Consider the following 18,143-nt stretch of genomic DNA (forward strand, 5'->3'; position numbering starts at 1 on the left):
GCCTGCGCAGCCGTACGCGCAGCCCGATGCGGACCAGCGGGCCCGCTCGGGCGGGCCAGTACCTCGCCCTCCTCGCGTATCTCGTCTTCCTCGCCTTCCCGTTCCTCTGGCTGATCTCGACCTCCTTCAAGTCCCCCCGCGAACTGGGTGACCTGCACCCCACCTGGATCCCCAAGGACTTCAGCCTCGACAACTACCGGCAGGCCTTCGAGGAGCAGCCACTCCTCGAAGCCGCGGGAAACAGCCTGGTCGCGGCGGTCTCCGCGGCCCTGATCGCGGTCGTCATCGCCACCCCGATGGCCTTCGTGATGGCCCGCCACCGCTCCCGGCTGACCACCGCCGCCACCGGCTGGGTGGTGATCAGCCAGGCGTTCCCGTTCGTCCTGGTGATCATCCCGCTGTTCCTGATCCTCAAGAACCTGCACCTGATCAACTCGCTGCCCGGACTGATCATGGTGTACGTCGTCTGGTCGCTGCCCTTCGCGCTCTGGATGCTCGTCGGGTACGTGCGCGCGGTCCCGCCCGAGCTGGAGGAGGCGGCGGCGGTCGACGGGGCGGGCAGGCTCCGCACGCTGGTCTCCGTCACCGCGCCGTTGCTGGCGCCGGGGCTGGTCGCCACCGCGCTGTTCGCGTTCATCACCGCATGGAACGAGTTCTTCTTCGCGCTCGTCCTGCTCAAGTCACCGGAGAAGCAGACCTTGCCGGTCGTCCTCACCCACTTCATCGGCACCGAGGGCGTGGCCGACCTCGGCCCGCTGGCCGCCGCCGCCTTCCTCGCCACCCTGCCCTCACTGGTGATCTTCGCGATCATCCAGAAGCGGATCACCGGCGGGATGCTGGCCGGGGCGGTGAAGAGCTGATGCGCAGGTACCGGGCCCTGGTGGCCGCGGCGGCGACGGCCCTGCTCCTCGCCGGCTGCTCGGCCGCCGACCGGGGCCCCGACGAGAACGGCGTGATCACCCTCCGTTTCCAGTCGCTCGCCTGGCAGAAGGAGTCCGTCGACATCAACAAGAAGCTCGTCGCGGAGTGGAACGAGGCCCACCCCAAGGTCCAGATCAAGTATGTGCAGGGCTCCTGGGACAACGTCCACGACCAGCTGCTCACCTCCTTCGAGGGGGGCGAGGCGCCCGACATCATCCACGACGCCACCGACGACCTCGCGGACTTCGCCCACGGCGGTGACCTCGCCGACCTCACCGAGCTGCTGCCGCCCCGCCTCAAGGCGGACATCCCGCAGCGGAGCTGGGCCACCACCACCTTCGGCAAGAAGGTGTACGGCGTCCCCTTCCTCCAGGAACCACGTGTCCTGATCGCCAACGAGAAGCTGCTCAAGACCTCGGGCGTCCGCGTCCCGACCCCGGACGCACCGTGGACCTGGCAGGAGTTCCGGCAGGTCAGCAAGAAGCTGACCGCCGACATGGGCAAGGGCAGGTACGCCGTCGCCTGGCCCCTCAAGGAGCCGGTCTCCGCCACGCTCAACCTGAGCCTCTCGGCGGGCGGCGAGCTGTTCCGCAAGGGGGACGACGGGAAGTTCACGATCCGCTTCACCGAGGGCGACGGGACCGTCCCCGCCACCGTCCACGACCAGGTGAACACGGACGGCTCCGCGTCGTCGGCGACGCTGGGGATGGGCGGGTCCGACACCCTGCCCGGCTTCTTCGGGGGGAAGTACGCGATGGTCCCGCTCGGGTTCTCCTACCGCCAGCAGATCAACGAGCAGGCCCCGGAAGGCTTCCCGTGGACGGTCCTGCCCGCGCCCGCGGGCAGCGGCGGGCTCACCCAGGGCGTCAGCCCGCAGACCCTCTCGGTGGCCGAGGACAGTCCGTACAAGAAGGAGGCGGTGGAGTTCATCGACTTCTTCCTCCGGCCGCAGAACATGGTCCGGCTCGCCAAGGGCGACTGGATGCTGCCGACCGGCTCCGAGGCGCTGAAGGACCCCTCGCTGCGGACGCCGAAGGACGGCTGGGCCACCGGCACGGCCCTCGCCGAGCACCTGCGTGCCGCGCCGGCGCAGGAGGTGCGCGGCTACCCGGAGTGGAAGGACAAGGTCGCCACGCCCGCGTACCAGGAGTACTACAGCGGTGCGATCGACGCGCGCGAACTGCGTCAACGCCTGGAGAAGGACGGGAACTTGGTGCTGGCGCGCTATCAGCGCTGAGCGGGGCCCGGCGGCGATTATCGATTGCACGAGACGTCTCGTCTTGTCTACGGTGGTGACCATGAACGCCACCTCTCGCGCCGCCGCGCACATCCTGATGTTCTCCATCGCCCAGCCCGGCCACGTCAACCCGAGCCTCGAAGTCATCCGCGCCCTGGTCGCACGGGGACACCGGGTGAGCTACGCCATCCCGGCCGTGTACGCGGACAAGGTCGCCGCGGTCGGGGCCGAACCGGTGGTCTACGCCTCGTCGCTCCCGGTGGAGGGGGCCGACCCGGAGGTGTGGGGCACCGAACTCATCGACAACATCGAACCGTTCCTGGAGAACGGCATCGAGGCGCTGCCGCAAATGATCAAAGCCTTCGAGGGGGACGAGCCCGACCTCGTCCTGCACGACATCACCGGATACCCCGCCCCGATCCTCGCCCACCGCTGGGGAGTGCCGGTCATCTCCCTGTCGCCCAACATGGTCGCCTGGCAGGGGTACGACGAGGAGGTGGCCAAGCCCATGTACGCCGAGCTCCTGAAGACCGAGCGGGGGCAGGCCTACATGGACCGCTTCAGCGGCTGGCTGCGGGAGAACGACATGCCGGCCGACGACTTCTTCGAGTTCGTCGCACCCACCCGTTCCCTGGTCCTCATCCCCAAGGCGATGCAGCCGAACGCCGACCGGGTGGACGAGAGCGTGCACACCTTCGTCGGGGCCTGTCAGGGCCCGCGTACGGACCAGGAGGAGTGGCACCGGCCCGAGGGGGCCGAGAAGGTGGTGCTGGTCTCGCTCGGCTCGTCCTTCACCAAGCAGCCCGCCTTCTACCGCGAGTGCGTGCAGGCCTTCGGCGGCCTGCCGGGCTGGCACCTGGTGCTCCAGATCGGCAAGTTCGTCGAGGAGTCCGAGCTCGGCGAGATCCCGGCGAACGTCGAGGTGACGCGCTGGGCACCGCAGTTGAGCATCCTCAAGCAGGCCGACCTGTTCGTCACCCATGCGGGGGCCGGCGGCAGTCAGGAGGGTCTGGCCACCGGTACTCCGATGATCGCGGTCCCGCAGGCCGTCGACCAGTTCGGCAACGCCGACATGCTCCAGGGTCTCGGGGTGGCCCGGCGCATCGACACCGAGGACGCCACGGCGCAACTCCTGCGCGACACGGCGCAGTCGCTGGTGTCCGACCCGGAGGTCGCGAGCAGGCTGGCCGGGATCGCCGCCGAGATGGCGCAGGAGGGCGGCACGCCGCGCGCCGTCGAACTCATCGAGGCGCAGCTTCCGTGATCCACCCGCATACGCGGCTTGCGGGCGGGCTCTGTCGGTGGCGGCGCCTATCGTCGGTGCCATGACGACGAAGACGTACGCCGCGCTCCTGCGCGGCATCAACGTGAGCGGCCACCGCAAGGTCCCCATGGCCGAACTGCGCGCGCTGCTGGAGGGCTTGGGGCACGGTGCCGTCCGCACCCACCTGAACAGCGGGAACGCCGTCTTCACCACCCGGTCGGGCGACTGTGAGGACGCGCTCGCCCGTACGCTCGAAGCGGCCGTCGAGAAGCACTTCGGCTTCGCCGTCGACTGCCTGGTGCGCGGCGGCGACTACCTGCGCGCGGTGGCCGAGGCCTGTCCTTTCCCCGCCGCGGAGCTGGAGGGCAGGCAGCTGCACGCCAACTTCTCCTCGGCGCCCTACGACGAGGCCCGGTTCGCCGCGCTCGACCGGTCGGCGTACCTGCCGGAGGAGTTCCGCGTCGGCGACCGGGTCCTCTATCTCTACGCCCCCGAAGGGCTGGGCCGGTCCGCGCTGGGCGAGGCCCTGTCCAGGCCCGCCCTCACCAAGGGGATGACCATTACGAGCCGCAACTGGAACACGGTGGCGAAACTGGTCGAACTCACCGCCTGAGCCCCGCAGTGCCCCCGCGCGGCGGGTTACGCCGTCGCGCCCACCAGCGCCGTCCGTCCCGCCTGCTCGTAGCGGGACACCACCAGTTCGGCCAGCTCCGGGCAGGCACCCAGTACGCCCGCCACCGCCTCGGCGCCGGCCTCCCGTGCGCCCGCGAAGATCCTGGACGGCAGGAAGCCGGGAGCCAGGACGTAGGGGGCGACGGCCACCCGGTCGACGCCGGGGTCCGTGCGCAGGGCCCGTACCGCTTCCTGGGTACGGGGCAGTGCCGCGGAGGCGAACGCAGGCCGCACGGCGCACCAACCGGTGTGCCGCAGCTCCCGCGCGATTTCAGCGATCACTGCGATCGCCTCCGGGTCCGTGGAGCCCGCCGAGGCCAGGACGACCCCGGTCGAGCTCTTGTCAGCGGGCCGCAGCCCGGCCTCGTACAGCCGCCGCTCGACAGCGGCGAGCAGGAGCGGCGAAGGGCCCAGCACCCCGGCCGTGGCGAGCCGCAGCCGAGGGTGGCGCTCCGACGCCGCGTGCAGGACCGCGGGCAGGTCCGACTTGGCGTGGAAGGCACGGGTCAGCAGCAGCGGCAGCACGACCACCGCACGGGCCCCTTCCGCGTCCAGCCGCGCCAACTGGCCGGGGACGGAGGCCGTGTTGAAGTCGAGGAAGGACACCTCCACCCGGGTCCAGGGCCGTAGCTCCCGCACCCGCGACGCCAGCTCCCGCACCGTCTGCGCGTGGCGCGGGTCGCGGCTGCCGTGGGCGACGAGCAGGAGGGTGGGCGCGGTGGGTGCGGGGCTCTGCACGGGGATCAGCTCCTGACCAGGAGGCCGCGGCTGCGCAGCACGCGGCGCTCCAGCGGGGAGAAGAACAGCAGGTCGATGCCGATACCGACGATCAGGATCAGGATGATCGTGGCCAGCACGCCCGACATGTCGCTGTTGATGCGGAAGTTCTCCATCAGCTGGCCGAGGCCGGTGCCGAGGTCGGGGGAGTTCGCGATCAGCTCGGCGGCCATCAGGGAGCGCCAGGAGAACGCCCAGCCCTGCTTGAGGCCGGCGAGGTAGCCGGGCAGCGCGGCGGGCAGCAGGATGTGCCGGACGCTGTTGAGACCGCTGGCGCCGAGGGTGCGGCCCGCCCGCAGGTGCAGCGGCGGGATCTGGTCGACACCGGAGACCAGGCCGTTGGCGATGGAGGGGACGGCGCCGAGGAGCACCACCGCGTAGATCGTCGCGTCGGTCAGGCCGAACCAGATGATCGCGGCCGGCACCCAGGCCACCGAGGGCAGGGACTGGAGGCCGGAGAGGATCGGGCCGATCGCCGCCCGGACCACCTTGACCCGGGCCACCAGCAGGCCCAGCGGCGTGCCGATCGCGACGGACACCAGGAAGCCGAGCGCGCCGCGCGAGATGCTGGTCCAGATGTAGCCCAGCAGGGTGCCGTCGAGCCACATCGTCTTGACGGAGCCCGCCACGTCGAGCGGGCCCGGCAGTACGTAGTCGGGCTTGAGGTCGGAGGCGGCGGCCAGCTGCCACACGGTGATGACCAGGACGATGGCGACGAGCGGCGGAACGACCTTGGCGAGCAGGATCCGGCCCAGACCCACGCGCTCGCGGACCGGCGCGGTGTCCAGCGCGTCGAGCCCCGCCTCAAGTCCGGCCAGGCTGCTCGTGGACGGGGTCTCCCGTACCTCGGTGTCCTGCGCGGCAGCGGTGGCTCCGACGGCCCCGGTGGGCCTGGCGGTGCGGGACCCGTCGGCCCCGGCCGGCTCCGGGGTCCCGGTGGACCCTGCGGCCGTGGTGGTGTCAGTGCTGGCCATGTCGGCGGATCTCCCCACGCAGCTGTTCGGTGATCTCTACGGACAGGTCGGCCACCGCGGGATCCTCGATCCTGCGCGGCTGCGCAATGCCGACCTGCCACTCGCGGGCGATCCGCCCCGGGCGTGACGACAGCAGGACGACGCGCTGCGCGAGCCGCACCGCCTCGCGCACGTTGTGCGTGACGAAGAGCACGGAGACGGACGTCTCGGCCCAGATCCGGGTCAGCTCCTCGTGCAGCACGTCCCGCGTGATGGCGTCCAGTGCCGCGAACGGCTCGTCCATCAGGAGGAGTTGGCTGTCCTGGGCGAGAGCGCGGGCCAGCGCGACACGCTGGCGCATGCCGCCGGACAGCTCGTGCACCCGCTTGCCGTACGCGCCCTTCAGCCGTACGAGTTCGAGCAGGCGCTCCGCCTCCGGCCTGCGGTCCGCCTTGGCGGCGCCGCGCAGCTTCAGCGCCAGCTCGATGTTCTTGCCCGCGGTCAGCCACGGGAACAGCGCGTGTTCCTGGAACATCAGCGCCGGGCGCCCGCCCGGTACGTCGATGGCTCCCGCCGACGGCTCGTCGAGCCCGGCGACCAGGTTGAGCAGTGTCGACTTGCCGCAGCCCGACGCCCCCAGGAGGGTCACGAACTCGCCCGGCGCGACATCGATGCTGATGTCGTCCAGGACGAGCTGCCGGCCTGCCGAGCCCGGCCGGCCGAACGACTTCGAGACGTGGTCGATGCGCGCTGCGTACGCGGACGCCTGCCCCGTCACCGGCGCGGCGGCCGATTCCTGCTTCACGAGTGCGGTGGCCATGGGTCTCCCTCCTGAGGGCTGAACTGGTGTGTCGGACCGGGCTACTTGACGCCGAGACCGGCGTCGTCGACGGCCGGCTGCCCCGCCGCCTTGAGGACCTTGTTCAGCGGGCGCAGGTCGTAGATGCCCTCCAGCAGCGGGTCCTTCAGCAGACCCGCCTTCACCGCGTGCTGCGCCTCGTCGCGCAGGGTCGCGGCCAGCGGGTCGTCGAGCACGTCGACGTTCTTGAACGCCTGGTCCAGGACGCTCGCGGGCAGTTCCTTGCCGGAGTCGGTCTTCAGCTTCGCGTTGATGCTGGCCTTGGCCTTGTCGGGGTTGGCCTTGATCCAGGCGTTGGACCTGACCGAGCCCCGCAGCACCGCCTCGACGACGTCCGGGTGCTCCTTGAGGAAGTCCTGGCGGACGATGATGTTCGTGATGACGAACTTGTCGTCCTTCCACAGCTTCTTCTCGTCGAGCAGCACCTTGCCGCCCGCCTCGACGAGCCGTGCGGCGGTGGGCTCCGGCACCCAGGCGCCGTCGATGGCACCGGCCTTGAAGGAGTTCGGGATCTCCTTGTTGTCCTGCCTGACCACCGTCACGTCACCCTTGCCGGTGGCGGCGTCGACCTTGTGGCCCTTCTCGGACAGGTAGTTGAGGAGTGCGACGTCCTGGGTGTTGCCGAGCTGCGGGGTCGCGATGCGCTTGCCCTTGAGGTCGTCGAGCGACTTGATCTTGTCGGCCTTGACGACGAGGGAGACACCGCCCGACGCGGAACCGCCGATGATGCGCAGGTTCTGGCCCTTGGACTTGGTGTAGCCGTTGATGGAGGGCGAGGGGCCGATCCAGCCGATGTCGATGGCCTTGGCGTTGAGCGCCTCGATCTCGGACGGGCCCGCGTTGAAGACCTGCGACTTGATCCTCGTGCCGCCCAGTTCCTTCTGGAACAGGCCTTCCTGGAGGCCGGCCAGGGCGGTGGCGTGCGTGACGTTGGCGAAGTAGCCGATCTTCACCTCGTCGAGGCCGCCGATCTTCTCGCCCTTGGCGGCGGGGACGGGCTTGTCCTCGGACTTGGCCTCGGAACCGTAACCGCAGGCGCCGAGCGCCGCGATCAGCAGGGGCAGCGCGGCTGCGGCTGCCAGGGAACGGCGCAGGGTGGGACGTGGGACAGACATGGTGATGAGTCCTCGGGTCTTCGTCTGTGAACGCGGAAAGGAGTGTGCGGACGGAGCACCCGCACGCGGTGCGCGCGCGGGGAGGTGCGGGGGCCGGAGGTGTTCGTCATCACACACATCGCCCGACCCCGCCCTGACCGCTGCCGAGGGTGCCGCTGCCGATCCGGCCGCCCTCCTTCGCGAAGGACGCGTACACGTCGACCATCTTCATCAGAAGTCCCAACCTTCCTCGTCCGCGACCGACTTGGTGGCGGCGGCGGTCGCGAAGGACTGTCCGGCCATGCCCGCGGCGAGTGTCGTGCCGTCCGCCGGATCGATCAGGAGGAAGGAGCCGGTGCGCCGGGAGTCCGCGTACGCGTCCAGTGCGAGCGGCTCGGCGGTGCGTACGACGACCCGGCCGATGTCGTTGGCGACCAGCTGCCCGGGGGCCGGGTGCTGGGAGAGGTCGTCCAGGGTGAGCCGGGACGGGATCTCCTTGACGATCGCCTTCACCGTGCGGGTGGTGTGCTTGAGCAGGACCCGCTGCCCGACGGTGAGCGGCTGGTCGGCGACGTGGCAGACCGTCGCCTCGACGTCCTGGGTGGGCGCGGGGGCGTCCCCGCTGGGGGCGATCAGGTCACCGCGCGAGACGTCGATGTCGTCGGCGAGGCGCAGCGTCACCGACTGCGGCGCCCAGGCGATGTCGACGGACTGCCCCAGCGCGTCGATCCCCTCGACGGTGCTGGTGCGGCCCGAGGGCAGTACGGTCACCCGCTCGCCGACCCGGAACGCGCCGGCCGCGATCTGACCGGCGTAGCCCCGGTAGTCGGGGTGCTCGGCGGACTGCGGGCGGATCACGTACTGGACGGGGAAACGGGCGTGGCAGGCGGTCAGGTCGTGCGCGACCGGAACCGTCTCCAGATGTTCGAGCACGGTCGGCCCGCCGTACCAGTCCATGTGCGCGGAGGGCTCCACCACGTTGTCGCCCGCGAGCGCCGAGATCGGGATCGCGGTGATCTCCGGCACGCCCAACTCGCTCGCGTACGCGGTGAACTCGGTGGCTATCGCGGCGAAGACGGGCTCGGCGTAGTCGACCAGGTCCATCTTGTTCACCGCGAGCACGACGTGCGGGACGCGCAGCAGTGCGGCCACCGCGGCGTGCCGGCGGGTCTGCTCGACGACGCCGTTGCGGGCGTCCACCAGCACCACCGCCAGCTCGGCCGTGGAGGCGCCGGTGACCATGTTGCGGGTGTACTGCACGTGCCCGGGGGTGTCGGCGAGGATGAACCGCCGCCGGGTGGTGGCGAAGTAGCGGTACGCGACGTCGATGGTGATGCCCTGCTCGCGCTCGGCCCGCAGACCGTCGGTGAGCAGCGCCAGGTCGGGGGTCTCCTGGCCGCGGTTGCGGGAGGCGTGCTCGACGGCCTCCAGCTGGTCGGTCAGTACCGACTTGGAGTCGTGCAGCAGCCGCCCGACCAGGGTGGACTTGCCGTCGTCGACGGAACCGGCGGTCGCGAAGCGCAGCAGGGTGGTGGTGCTCAGCTGTTCCACCGCGGTGACGGCGGTGTTCACGGTGGTCATGGTTAGAAGTACCCCTCGCGCTTGCGGTCTTCCATCGCGGCCTCGGACATCTTGTCGTCGGCCCTGGTGGCGCCCCGCTCGGTGAGCCGGGACGCGGCGATCTCGGTGATGACCTGCTCCAGCGTCACCGCGTCCGAGTCGACTGCCCCCGTGCAGGACATGTCGCCCACCGTGCGGTAGCGGATCAGCCGGGTCTCCACGGTCTCGGACTCCTTGGGCCCGCCCCACTCGCCCGCGGTCAGCCACATGCCGTTGCGGGCGAAGACCTCGCGCTCGTGCGCGTAGTAGATCTGCGGCAGTTCGATCTTCTCGCGGGCGATGTACTGCCACACGTCGAGCTCGGTCCAGTTGGAGAGCGGGAAGACCCGGACGTGCTCACCCGGCGCGTGCCGGCCGTTGTACAGCTGCCACAGCTCGGGACGCTGACGGCGCGGGTCCCACTGCGAGAACTCGTCACGCAGACTGAACACCCGCTCCTTGGCGCGCGCCTTCTCCTCGTCACGCCGGCCGCCGCCGAAGACGGCGTCGAACCGCTCCTGCTGGATCTTCTCGGTCAGCGGGAGGGTCTGCAGCGGGTTGCGCGTCCCGTCGGGTCGCTCGCGCAGCACACCCCGGTCGATGTAGTCCTGCACCGAGGCGACGTGCAGCCGCAGCCCGTGCCGCTCGACGGCGCGGTCCCGGTACTCCAGGACCTCGGGGAAGTTGTGCCCGGTGTCCACGTGCAGCAGCGAGAACGGCACGGCCGCCGGGGCGAACGCCTTCAGCGCCAGGTGCAGCATGACGATGGAGTCCTTGCCGCCGGAGAAGAGGATCACCGGCCGCTCGAACTCACCCGCCACCTCGCGGAAGATGTGCACCGCCTCGGACTCCAGCGAGTCGAGGTGGCTGAGCGCGAAGGGGCTGGCGACGTCTTCGCTGGTGGTTGCGGCGGTGGTCGTCATGCCAGACCCCTCTCGGTGAGCAGCGCGTGGAGCGCCGCGGCGGACTCGTCGACGGACTGGGTGTGCGACTCGATGCGCAGGTCCGGGTCGGCGGGCGCCTCGTACGGGTCGTCGACCCCGGTCAGCCCGGACAGCTCCCCGGCCGCCTGCTTGGCGTACAGGCCCTTCACATCGCGTACGGAGCACACCTCGACCGGCGTCGCCACGTGCACCTCCAGGTAGGCGGTGCCCTCGGACTGGTGCCGCTTGCGCACCGCCTCGCGACTGTCGGCGTACGGGGCGATGACCGGGACGAGCGCCAGCACGCCGTTACGGGCGAGGAGTTCGGCGACGAATCCGATCCGGCCCACGTTGGTGTGCCGGTCCGCGCGGCTGAAGCCGAGCCCGGCGGAGAGGAACTCGCGGATCTCGTCGCCGTCCAGCACCTCCACCGCGCGTCCCTCGGCGCGCAGCCGGTCCGCGAGTGCGTAGGCGATGGTGGTCTTGCCCGCACTGGGCAGACCGGTGAGCCAGACGGTGGCTCCGGTCACTGTGTTCTCCCGACTCTTCGTCATCCGTGCAGCCCGCACTCGGTCTTGTTGCGGCCGGCCCAGCGCCCGGCGCGTGCGTCCTCGCCCGCCAGCACCCTGCGGGTGCACGGGGCGCAGCCCACGGACGGGTAGCCGTCCGTCAGGAGCGGGTTGGTGAGCACGCCGTGCTCCGCGACGTAGGCCTCCACGTCGTCCTGCGTCCAGCGGGCGATCGGCGACACCTTGACCTTGCGGCGCTTCTCGTCCCAGCCGACGACCGGGGTGTTCGCCCGGGTGGGGGACTCGTCGCGGCGCAGTCCGGTGGCCCACGCGTCGTACCCGCGCAGGCCCTCCTCCAGCGGCTTGACCTTGCGCAGCGCGCAGCACAGGTCGGGGTCGCGGTCGTGCAGCCTGGGACCGTGCTCGGCGTCCTGCTCGGCGACGGTCTGCGTGGGGAGCAGGGTGATGACGTTGACGTCCATCACCGCCTCCACGGCGTCCCGGGTGCCGATGGTCTCCTCGAAGTGGTAGCCAGTGTCGAGGAAGACGACGTCGACGCCGGGCAGTGCGCGTGCGGCGAGGTGGGCGACGACCGCGTCCTCCATGGAGGACGTGACGCAGAACCGGCTGCCGAAGGTGGCGGTGGCCCACTTCAGTATGTCGAGCGCCGAGGCGTCCTCAAGGTCGCGCCCGGCCTGCTCGGCGAGTGACTTCAGATCGGTCTGAGTGGTCGTCATATCTCCCCGCCCTCCGTCTTGTTGGCCTGTGCGACGCCTCGGCTGAGCAGCCCCAGGTACTTCAGCTGGAACGCCCGGTTGCAGGAGTGGCACTCCCACGCGCCGTGCCCGGTCTCGTTGGGCCGCAGGTCCTCGTCGCCGCAGTACGGGCAGTGGAACGGGGCCGCGCGCTCGCTCACGTCAGGTCTCCGTCCGCCGCACGCGTCGCCCAGGTCGCGAAGCGTTCGCCGTCCTCGCGCTGCTCCTGGAAGCGGGTCAGCACCCGCTCGACGTAGTCGGGCAGTTCGGTCGCGGTGACCTTCAGGCCTCGGACCTTGCGGCCGAACCCGGCCTCCAGGCCGAGCGCGCCGCCCAGGTGCACCTGGTAGCCCTCCACCTGGTTGCCGTCCTTGTCCAGCACCAACTGGCCCTTGAGGCCGATGTCGGCGACCTGGATGCGGGCGCAGGCGTTCGGGCAGCCGTTGATGTTGATGGTGAGCGGCTCGTCGAACTGCGGGATGCGGCGCTCCAGTTCGTCGATGAGTGAGGCGCCGCGCGCCTTCGTCTCGACGATCGCCAGCTTGCAGAACTCGATGCCGGTGCAGGCCATCGTGCCCCGCCGGAACGGCGAGGGCGTGACCTTCAGGTCCAGCGACTCCAGGCCGGCGACCAGCGAGTCGATCTGCTCCTCGGCCACGTCGAGCACGATCATCTTCTGCTCGGCCGTGGTGCGCAGCCGGCCCGAGCCGTGTGCGGCGGCGAGCTCGGCGATCTTCGTGAGCGTGGAGCCGTCCACCCGGCCCACCCGCGGCGCGAAGCCGACGTAGAAGCGGCCGTCCCGCTGCTTGTGCACGCCGAGGTGGTCGCGCCAGATGCCCTTCGGCTGCTGCGGCGCGGGACCGTCGGTGAGCTTGCGCTCCAGGTACTCGTCCTCCAGGACCTGCCGGAACTTCTCCGGGCCCCAGTCGGCGACCAGGAACTTCAGCCGGGCGCGGGTGCGCAGCCGCCGGTATCCGTAGTCGCGGAAGATGCCGATCACGCCGCCGTAGACGTCGGGCACGTCCTCCAGGGAGACCCAGGCACCCAGGCGGACGCCCAGCTTGGGGTTGGTGGAGAGCCCGCCACCGACCCACAGGTCGAAGCCGGGGCCGTGCTCGGGGTGCTCCACGCCGACGAACGCGATGTCGTTGATCTCGTGCGCCACGTCCAGCTGCGGAGAGCCGGAGACTGCCGACTTGAACTTGCGCGGCAGGTTGGAGAAGTCCGGGTTGCCGATGAAGCGGCGGTAGATCTCCTCGATGGCGGGCGTGCCGTCGATGATCTCGTCGACCGCGATTCCGGCGACCGGGGAGCCGAGGATGACGCGCGGGGTGTCGCCGCACGCCTCGGTGGTCGAGAGGCCGACCGCCTCCAGCCGCCGCCAGATCTCCGGCACGTCCTCGATGCGGATCCAGTGGTACTGGACGTTCTGCCGGTCGGTGAGGTCGGCGGTGCCCCGCGCGAACTCCTGCGAGATCTCGCCGATCACGCGCAGCTGCTCGGTGGTCAGCCGGCCGCCGTCGATCCGTACCCGCAGCATGAAGTACTCGTCGTCCAGCTCCTCCGGCTCCAGGATCGCGGTCTTGCCGCCGTCGATCCCGGGCTTGCGCTGGGTGTAGAGCCCCCACCAACGCATTCGCCCGCGCAGGTCGTTGGGGTCGATCGAGTCGAAACCGCGCTTGGAGTAGATCGTCTCAATGCGTGTCCGCACATTGAGACCGTCGTCGTCCTTCTTGAACTGCTCATTGCCGTTGAGCGGGGTGTGATGCCCTACGGCCCACTGGCCCTCGCCGCGGTGGCGTCCGGCCTTGCGGCGGGCAGTGACGGCAGCACCCGCGGCGGGCTTCTCTGGGGTGGCAGACATGGCGGTACGTCCTTCAAGGCTGCGGTGACTGCGGGAAGACGGCTCTGACCTGCACACTCGCGCAGAAGTGGCGCGGCGGTGCGCAGACATGCGGATCGGCAGTACGAGGTGGGGAAAAGTCAGATGTGCGGCAGTGCTGGGCTGTCAGCAGGCCGGACAGATGGCGCTGGACATGCGGCCGAGGTCGACGTGACGCCGACTGATCAAGGCAACTCCAGCTGTAGACATGACGGAAGCGTGGCACGGGAATCTCGGGCCAGTCCACTACTATCCAGAATATGGACCACATCGTCCCAAATTGTGGGACGGTGTGGTCTGGGTCACGTCACGCTCCTGGTGGGTGCCCCGGCGGCCCCGGCCGAGATCATGCGGGGTGGGCGCCGGGCCACGGGCCGGGGTTGGCGACCTCCGGCTCCACCTCCACCGAGGTGTCGAACAGCCGGAAGCCGCGCCGCTCGTAGTTGGCCATCGCGTGCGGCCCGTCCTTGGAGCAGGTGTGCAGCCAGACCCGCCGGGTGGCCTCCCGGCCGGGGTGGCGCTCCGCCAGGTCCCAGGCGCGCCGGACGCCGTACGAAAGGAGGTGGCCGCCGATGCGCAGGCCGCGGAAGGCGGGGATCAGCCCGAAGTAGACGATCTCGACGGTGCCCTCGTCCTGGGCCTGGAGCTCGACGTACCCGGCCGGGGTGCCGTGTTGGTACGCCACCCAGGTCTCGGTCCCCGGGCGTTCCACCGCCTGCTGCCACTGCGCGTAGCTCCAGGGCAGCCGGTCCGTCCAGCGGATGTCGCCGCCGACCGCCGTGTAGAGGAAGCGGCTGAACTCGGGCGATGCGACCTCGGCCCGTACGATCCGCAGCCCGTCGCCCGGCGGGGGAGCGGCGGGGTTCAGGTCGTCGGGGGAGGTCTGTTCGAGGGACCAGGTCGTCACTTTGATGGTGCTCATGGCGGCCAGGGAATCACGCCCCGGCCGCCGCGCGGCAGCGGGGCCTGCACCTGCCCCCGGCCGCCGCGTGGCGTCGCGGCCTGCACCTGCGCCCGCCGCCGCGTGGCAGCGGGCCTACACCTGTGCCCGCGCCCGCTCCACCACCGAGCCCAGGTCCAGGGTGCTCGGCAGCGTGCCGAACGCCGACCCCCAGTCGCCGCCGAGCCGGGACGCGCAGAACGCGTCCGCGACCTCTGGCGGCGCCCACCGCACCAGCAGCGACCCCTGGAGGACCAGGGCCATCCGCTCCACCAGCCGCCGGGCCCGGCCCTCGATCGCGTCCAGGTCGGCCAGCTCGGTCAGCAGTCCCTTGATCGCCCCGTCGAGCCGGTGGTCGGCGCCGCGCGCCTGGCCGACCTCGGTGAGGAAGGCGTTCAACGCCGCAGGTTCGCGCTGCAGCGCCCGCAGCACGTCCAGCGCCTGGACGTTCCCCGAACCCTCCCAGATCGAGTTGAGCGGGGCCTCGCGCAGCAGGCGCGGCATGCCCGACTCCTCGACGTAACCGTTGCCGCCCAGGCACTCCAACGCCTCCGCAGCCACCGGCGTGCACCGCTTCGTCACCCAGTACTTGGCGGCCGGGACCGCGAGCCGCAGCAGCGCCCTGTCCTGCTCGGTGTCGCTGTCGTACGCGGCGGCCAGACGCAGCGCGAGAGTCGTCGCGGCCTCCGACTCCAGTGCCAGATCCGCCAGCACGTTGCGCATCAGCGGCTTGTCGATCAGCTCGCCACCGAACGCCTTGCGGTGCGCGGCGTGGTGGGTGGCCTGGGCGACCGCCTGCCGCATCAGCGCCGCCGAACCGATCACGCAGTCCAGCCGGGTCGCGGCGACCATGCCGATGATGGCGCGCACCCCGCGCCCCTCCTCGCCGACCAGCCGTCCCCAGGTGCCGTCGAACTCGACCTCGCCCGAGGCGTTGGACCGGTTGCCGAGCTTGTCCTTCAGCCGCTGGACCCGGAAGGTGTTGCGGCTCCCGTCGTCCAGCACCCGGGGCACCAGGAAACAACTCAGCCCCCCGGGCGCCTGGGCCAGCACCAGGAAGCCGTCGCTCATCGGCGCCGAGCAGAACCACTTGTGCCCGGTGAGCGCGTACTCACCCGCGCGAGCGCCGTCGATCGGCAGGGCCTGCGTGGTGTTGGCCCGTACGTCGCTGCCGCCCTGCTTCTCCGTCATCCCCATGCCGAACAGCGCGCCCGGCTTCTGATCCGCGGGCAGCAACTCCTGTTCGTACACCGACGACGTGAGCCGCGGCTCCCAGACGGCGGCCAGCGCGGGATCGGCGCGCAGCGCGGGCACCGCCGCGTGCGTCATCGACACCGGACAGCCGTGACCGCCCTCCGCCTGCGTCCACACCAGGAACCCGGCGGCCCGGCGGACGTGCCCCGCGGGCCTGCCCCAGGCGTTCGTCAGCCCGGACGACACGGCGTGGCCGAGCAGCCGGTGCCAGGACGGATGGAACTCCACCTCGTCGATCCGGTTGCCGTACCGGTCGTGGGTGTGCAACCGCGGTGGGTTCTCGTTCGCCTGCGCACCCCACTCCTGTACCTGGGCGGAACCGGTGGCCCGGCCGAGCGCGTGGAGTTCCTGCTGTACGTCGTCCAGGAGGGCGGGGTCGGTGTGCCGCGACACGGCCTCGGTGAGGGCCAGGTCCGCGCCGAACACGTCGTACCCCACCAGGGGCGGGGCCTGGTTGGTCACTGTGTGGGTGGTGGCTGCCATGCGGCTACGGTAAGGAGGTGCAGGCAGCAAAAGAAACACCCGATCGGCCCGGGAAGCACCGCAAGCAGAACCGGCTCCACCGGGCCCGGGTCCTCTACCGCAACGTATCGAAGCGGAAGCTGGCGTGGCTGCTGCTCAAGGACACCGTCAACTCCTGTGTCGAGTACCGCATCCTCGGTCTCGCCGCCGAGGCCGCGTTCTTCACCCTCCTGTCGCTGCCGCCCCTGCTCCTCGGCCTGATCGGTCTGCTCGGCTACATCGACGACTGGACGGCCACCGAGACGGTCAGGTCCATCGAGGAGAACATCCTCAACGCCTCCCAGGCGGTCCTCTCCGACCGGGGTGTCAACGAGTTCGCCAAACCGCTCCTGGAGGACGTGACCAGGGAGGGCCGCCCGGACGTCATCTCCATCGGCTTCGCCATCGCGCTGTGGTCCGGCTCGCGGGCGGTGAACGTCTTCATCGACACCATCACCGTGATGTACGGACTCGACGGCCACCGCGGCATCGTCAAGACCCGGCTGCTCGCCTTCCTGCTGTACGTGGCGGCCCTGCTGATCGGCGCGGTGGTGCTGCCGCTGATGGTGGTGGGCCCCGACCGGGTGGTGGCGCTGGTGCCGTTCGGCACGGAGGTCATCAGCGTCCTGTACTGGCCGGTGGTGATAGTGCTGTCGGTGGTCTTCCTGACGACGCTCTACCACGTGTCGGTACCGGTGCGCTCGCCCTGGGTGGAGGACGTGCCCGGTGCGCTGATCGCGCTGGGCATGTGGGTACTGGGCAGTTTCCTGCTGCGCATCTACGTCACCAGCACGGTCGAGGGCGGCACGATCTACGGCTCGCTCGCGGCGCCGATCGCCGTGCTCCTGTGGATCGGCGTGTCGGCGTTCGCGGTGCTGGTGGGCGCCGCGGTGAACGCGGCGATCGACCGGGTGTGGCCCTCGGTCGCCACGGCCGCGGCCCGCGCCGACAACGACCGGCTGCGGACCGAGCAGGCGGCGGCGGTGATAGCGCGGGCGAGGGCGGCCCAGCTGGAGAGCGCCGCGGCATGGGACACGGACGACGAGGACGACGGCGAGGGCGAGTGGACGGGCGCCAACCCGGACATGCCGTCGGAGTTCCCGGAACGGTGGTCGCGGTTCCTGCCCCCGGACGACGTGAAGGGCCGGCTCCAGTCGCAGAAGGACAGGGAGCGCGAGCGGGAGAAGGAGAAAGAGCGGGGCAGGACGCAGGGCTGAGGGCCGCCCGGCTCCGAGCCGGCCGGGGGCGGGCCTGGTGCGGCACGGACGTGTGTGCCCGGCGCCGGACACGCGGGCCTGGGCCGGTCCGGATGCGCGGGCCTGGTGGGGCACGGACGTGTGTGCCCGGCGCCGGACACGCGGGCCTGGGCCGGCCCGGACGCGTGGGCCTGGTGTGGCACGGACGTGTGTGGCTGGTGCCGGACACGCGGCCTGGGTCGGCCCGGACGCGCGGGCCTAGGCCGGCCCGGACGCGTGTGGCTCGTGCGGCCCCGACGGGTGAGGCTGGTGCGGCACGGACTCGCGTGCCTGGTGCGGCCCGGTCGGATCGTCGCCCACCGCGTCGGCCGCGGAGGTCCACGAGAGTTTGACCGTGATGTGTCCTTCGACCGAGCTCTTCGCGATCACCGCACCCGCCTCGCCGGTCAGCTTCACACCGAACTCCAGCTCCACCCCGTCCGGCCGGAGCGCACCGCCCCGGAAGGTCCGCAGCGCCGACTCGGCCGCGGTGCGGATGCCCGCAAGCGCGCCGTCGAAGCTGCGTCCCGCGTCCAGCAGCTGGGTCTCACCGCGCGAGACCAGCTGGGCGCCGCGGGGTCGGTGGTCGATCTCGACGACCACGTTCCCGCCGTCCTCCGTGCTGAACTGCATCAGTTCGCTCACAACAGCCCCCGTGGTCCGCCGAGTTGAGCCAGTCACGCCGAGTGGCGCCGCACCGGACGTACCGCATTGTTCCCGAGAGGTCCTACGAGTGCCAGTGGATCAGCCGGTGGGCGCATGGTGCGC

Annotated in this window: 18 protein-coding genes and 1 pseudogene; 5 read left to right on the top strand and 14 right to left on the bottom strand. The window is 70.8% G+C overall.

The window, feature by feature from the left end:
- Positions 1 to 26: 26 nt before the first annotated feature.
- The 4 genes and pseudogenes from ACIQM4_RS01625 (at position 27) to ACIQM4_RS01640 (ending at position 4,035) form a co-directional block, all read left to right on the top strand.
- Positions 27 to 860, top strand: coding sequence for a carbohydrate ABC transporter permease (locus ACIQM4_RS01625; RefSeq protein WP_401586027.1), 834 nt, complete (start codon positions 27 to 29; stop codon positions 858 to 860).
- The gene (locus ACIQM4_RS01630) at positions 860 to 2,158 is read left to right on the top strand and encodes an ABC transporter substrate-binding protein (protein ID WP_401584475.1); all 1,299 of its coding nucleotides are present in this window, start codon (positions 860 to 862) and stop codon (positions 2,156 to 2,158) included. Before ACIQM4_RS01625 ends, ACIQM4_RS01630 begins: the two co-directional genes overlap by 1 nt.
- Positions 2,159 to 2,182: 24 nt before the next feature.
- Positions 2,183 to 3,422: pseudogene (gene mgt, locus ACIQM4_RS01635) on the top strand (macrolide-inactivating glycosyltransferase).
- 61 nt (positions 3,423 to 3,483) lie between these two features.
- On the top strand, positions 3,484 to 4,035 hold the full coding sequence (locus ACIQM4_RS01640; RefSeq protein WP_401584477.1) for a DUF1697 domain-containing protein: 552 nt from the start codon (positions 3,484 to 3,486) through the stop codon (positions 4,033 to 4,035).
- A 26-nt stretch (positions 4,036 to 4,061) separates the two neighbouring features.
- Here ACIQM4_RS01640 and ACIQM4_RS01645 read toward each other — a convergent pair whose 3' ends face one another.
- The 13 genes from ACIQM4_RS01645 to ACIQM4_RS01705 form a co-directional block, all read right to left on the bottom strand.
- Positions 4,062 to 4,832: a sirohydrochlorin chelatase gene (locus ACIQM4_RS01645; RefSeq protein ID WP_401584480.1), complete on the bottom strand. Its 771-nt coding sequence runs from the start codon at positions 4,830 to 4,832 to the stop codon at positions 4,062 to 4,064.
- Between the two features lie 5 nt (positions 4,833 to 4,837).
- Complete coding sequence (locus tag ACIQM4_RS01650; protein ID WP_401584483.1) at positions 4,838 to 5,845, bottom strand: ABC transporter permease; 1,008 nt, start codon at positions 5,843 to 5,845, stop codon at positions 4,838 to 4,840.
- Positions 5,832 to 6,644 carry an ABC transporter ATP-binding protein gene (locus ACIQM4_RS01655; RefSeq protein ID WP_401584486.1) on the bottom strand — a complete coding sequence of 271 codons (813 nt, stop codon included), beginning with the start codon at positions 6,642 to 6,644 and terminating at the stop codon, positions 5,832 to 5,834. The genes ACIQM4_RS01650 and ACIQM4_RS01655 overlap by 14 nt, the downstream gene beginning before the upstream one ends.
- 41 nt (positions 6,645 to 6,685) lie before the next feature.
- Entirely contained in the window at positions 6,686 to 7,798 is a 1,113-nt protein-coding gene (locus ACIQM4_RS01660) for an aliphatic sulfonate ABC transporter substrate-binding protein (protein WP_401584488.1), read from the bottom strand.
- Between the two features lie 210 nt (positions 7,799 to 8,008).
- Positions 8,009 to 9,358 (bottom strand): sulfate adenylyltransferase subunit 1, encoded by a 1,350-nt coding sequence (locus tag ACIQM4_RS01665; protein WP_401584491.1) that lies wholly within the window; start codon positions 9,356 to 9,358, stop codon positions 8,009 to 8,011.
- Positions 9,359 to 9,360: 2 nt separating this feature from the next.
- Complete coding sequence (gene cysD / locus ACIQM4_RS01670; RefSeq protein ID WP_401584493.1) at positions 9,361 to 10,299, bottom strand: sulfate adenylyltransferase subunit CysD; 939 nt, start codon at positions 10,297 to 10,299, stop codon at positions 9,361 to 9,363.
- Positions 10,296 to 10,829, bottom strand: coding sequence for an adenylyl-sulfate kinase (gene cysC, locus ACIQM4_RS01675; protein WP_401584496.1), 534 nt, complete (start codon positions 10,827 to 10,829; stop codon positions 10,296 to 10,298). Before cysC ends, cysD begins: the two co-directional genes overlap by 4 nt.
- Before the next feature lie 20 nt (positions 10,830 to 10,849).
- Complete coding sequence (locus ACIQM4_RS01680) at positions 10,850 to 11,545, bottom strand: phosphoadenylyl-sulfate reductase (protein WP_401584499.1); 696 nt, start codon at positions 11,543 to 11,545, stop codon at positions 10,850 to 10,852.
- Positions 11,542 to 11,724, bottom strand: coding sequence for a hypothetical protein (locus tag ACIQM4_RS01685; protein WP_401584500.1), 183 nt, complete (start codon positions 11,722 to 11,724; stop codon positions 11,542 to 11,544). The genes ACIQM4_RS01680 and ACIQM4_RS01685 overlap by 4 nt, the downstream gene beginning before the upstream one ends.
- Positions 11,721 to 13,427 carry a nitrite/sulfite reductase gene (locus tag ACIQM4_RS01690; RefSeq protein ID WP_401584502.1) on the bottom strand — a complete coding sequence of 569 codons (1,707 nt, stop codon included), beginning with the start codon at positions 13,425 to 13,427 and terminating at the stop codon, positions 11,721 to 11,723. The genes ACIQM4_RS01685 and ACIQM4_RS01690 overlap by 4 nt, the downstream gene beginning before the upstream one ends.
- 144 nt (positions 13,428 to 13,571) lie before the next feature.
- Complete coding sequence (locus ACIQM4_RS01695; RefSeq protein WP_318299652.1) at positions 13,572 to 13,655, bottom strand: putative leader peptide; 84 nt, start codon at positions 13,653 to 13,655, stop codon at positions 13,572 to 13,574.
- A 136-nt stretch (positions 13,656 to 13,791) separates the two neighbouring features.
- Positions 13,792 to 14,367, bottom strand: coding sequence for a GNAT family N-acetyltransferase (locus ACIQM4_RS01700; RefSeq protein ID WP_401584505.1), 576 nt, complete (start codon positions 14,365 to 14,367; stop codon positions 13,792 to 13,794).
- A gap of 114 nt (positions 14,368 to 14,481) precedes the next feature.
- Positions 14,482 to 16,122, bottom strand: coding sequence for an acyl-CoA dehydrogenase family protein (locus tag ACIQM4_RS01705; protein ID WP_401584507.1), 1,641 nt, complete (start codon positions 16,120 to 16,122; stop codon positions 14,482 to 14,484).
- A 17-nt stretch (positions 16,123 to 16,139) separates the two neighbouring features.
- Here ACIQM4_RS01705 and ACIQM4_RS01710 point away from each other — a divergent pair, with 17 nt between their 5' ends.
- Positions 16,140 to 17,357, top strand: coding sequence for a YihY/virulence factor BrkB family protein (locus tag ACIQM4_RS01710; RefSeq protein ID WP_401584510.1), 1,218 nt, complete (start codon positions 16,140 to 16,142; stop codon positions 17,355 to 17,357).
- A gap of 237 nt (positions 17,358 to 17,594) precedes the next feature.
- Here ACIQM4_RS01710 and ACIQM4_RS01715 read toward each other — a convergent pair whose 3' ends face one another.
- Positions 17,595 to 18,020: a CU044_2847 family protein gene (locus ACIQM4_RS01715; protein ID WP_401584512.1), complete on the bottom strand. Its 426-nt coding sequence runs from the start codon at positions 18,018 to 18,020 to the stop codon at positions 17,595 to 17,597.
- Between the last annotated feature and the right edge of the window lie 123 nt (positions 18,021 to 18,143).

The organism is Streptomyces sp. NPDC091272 (assembly GCF_044757485.1).
In the GTDB taxonomy this organism is placed as follows: domain Bacteria; phylum Actinomycetota; class Actinomycetes; order Streptomycetales; family Streptomycetaceae; genus Streptomyces.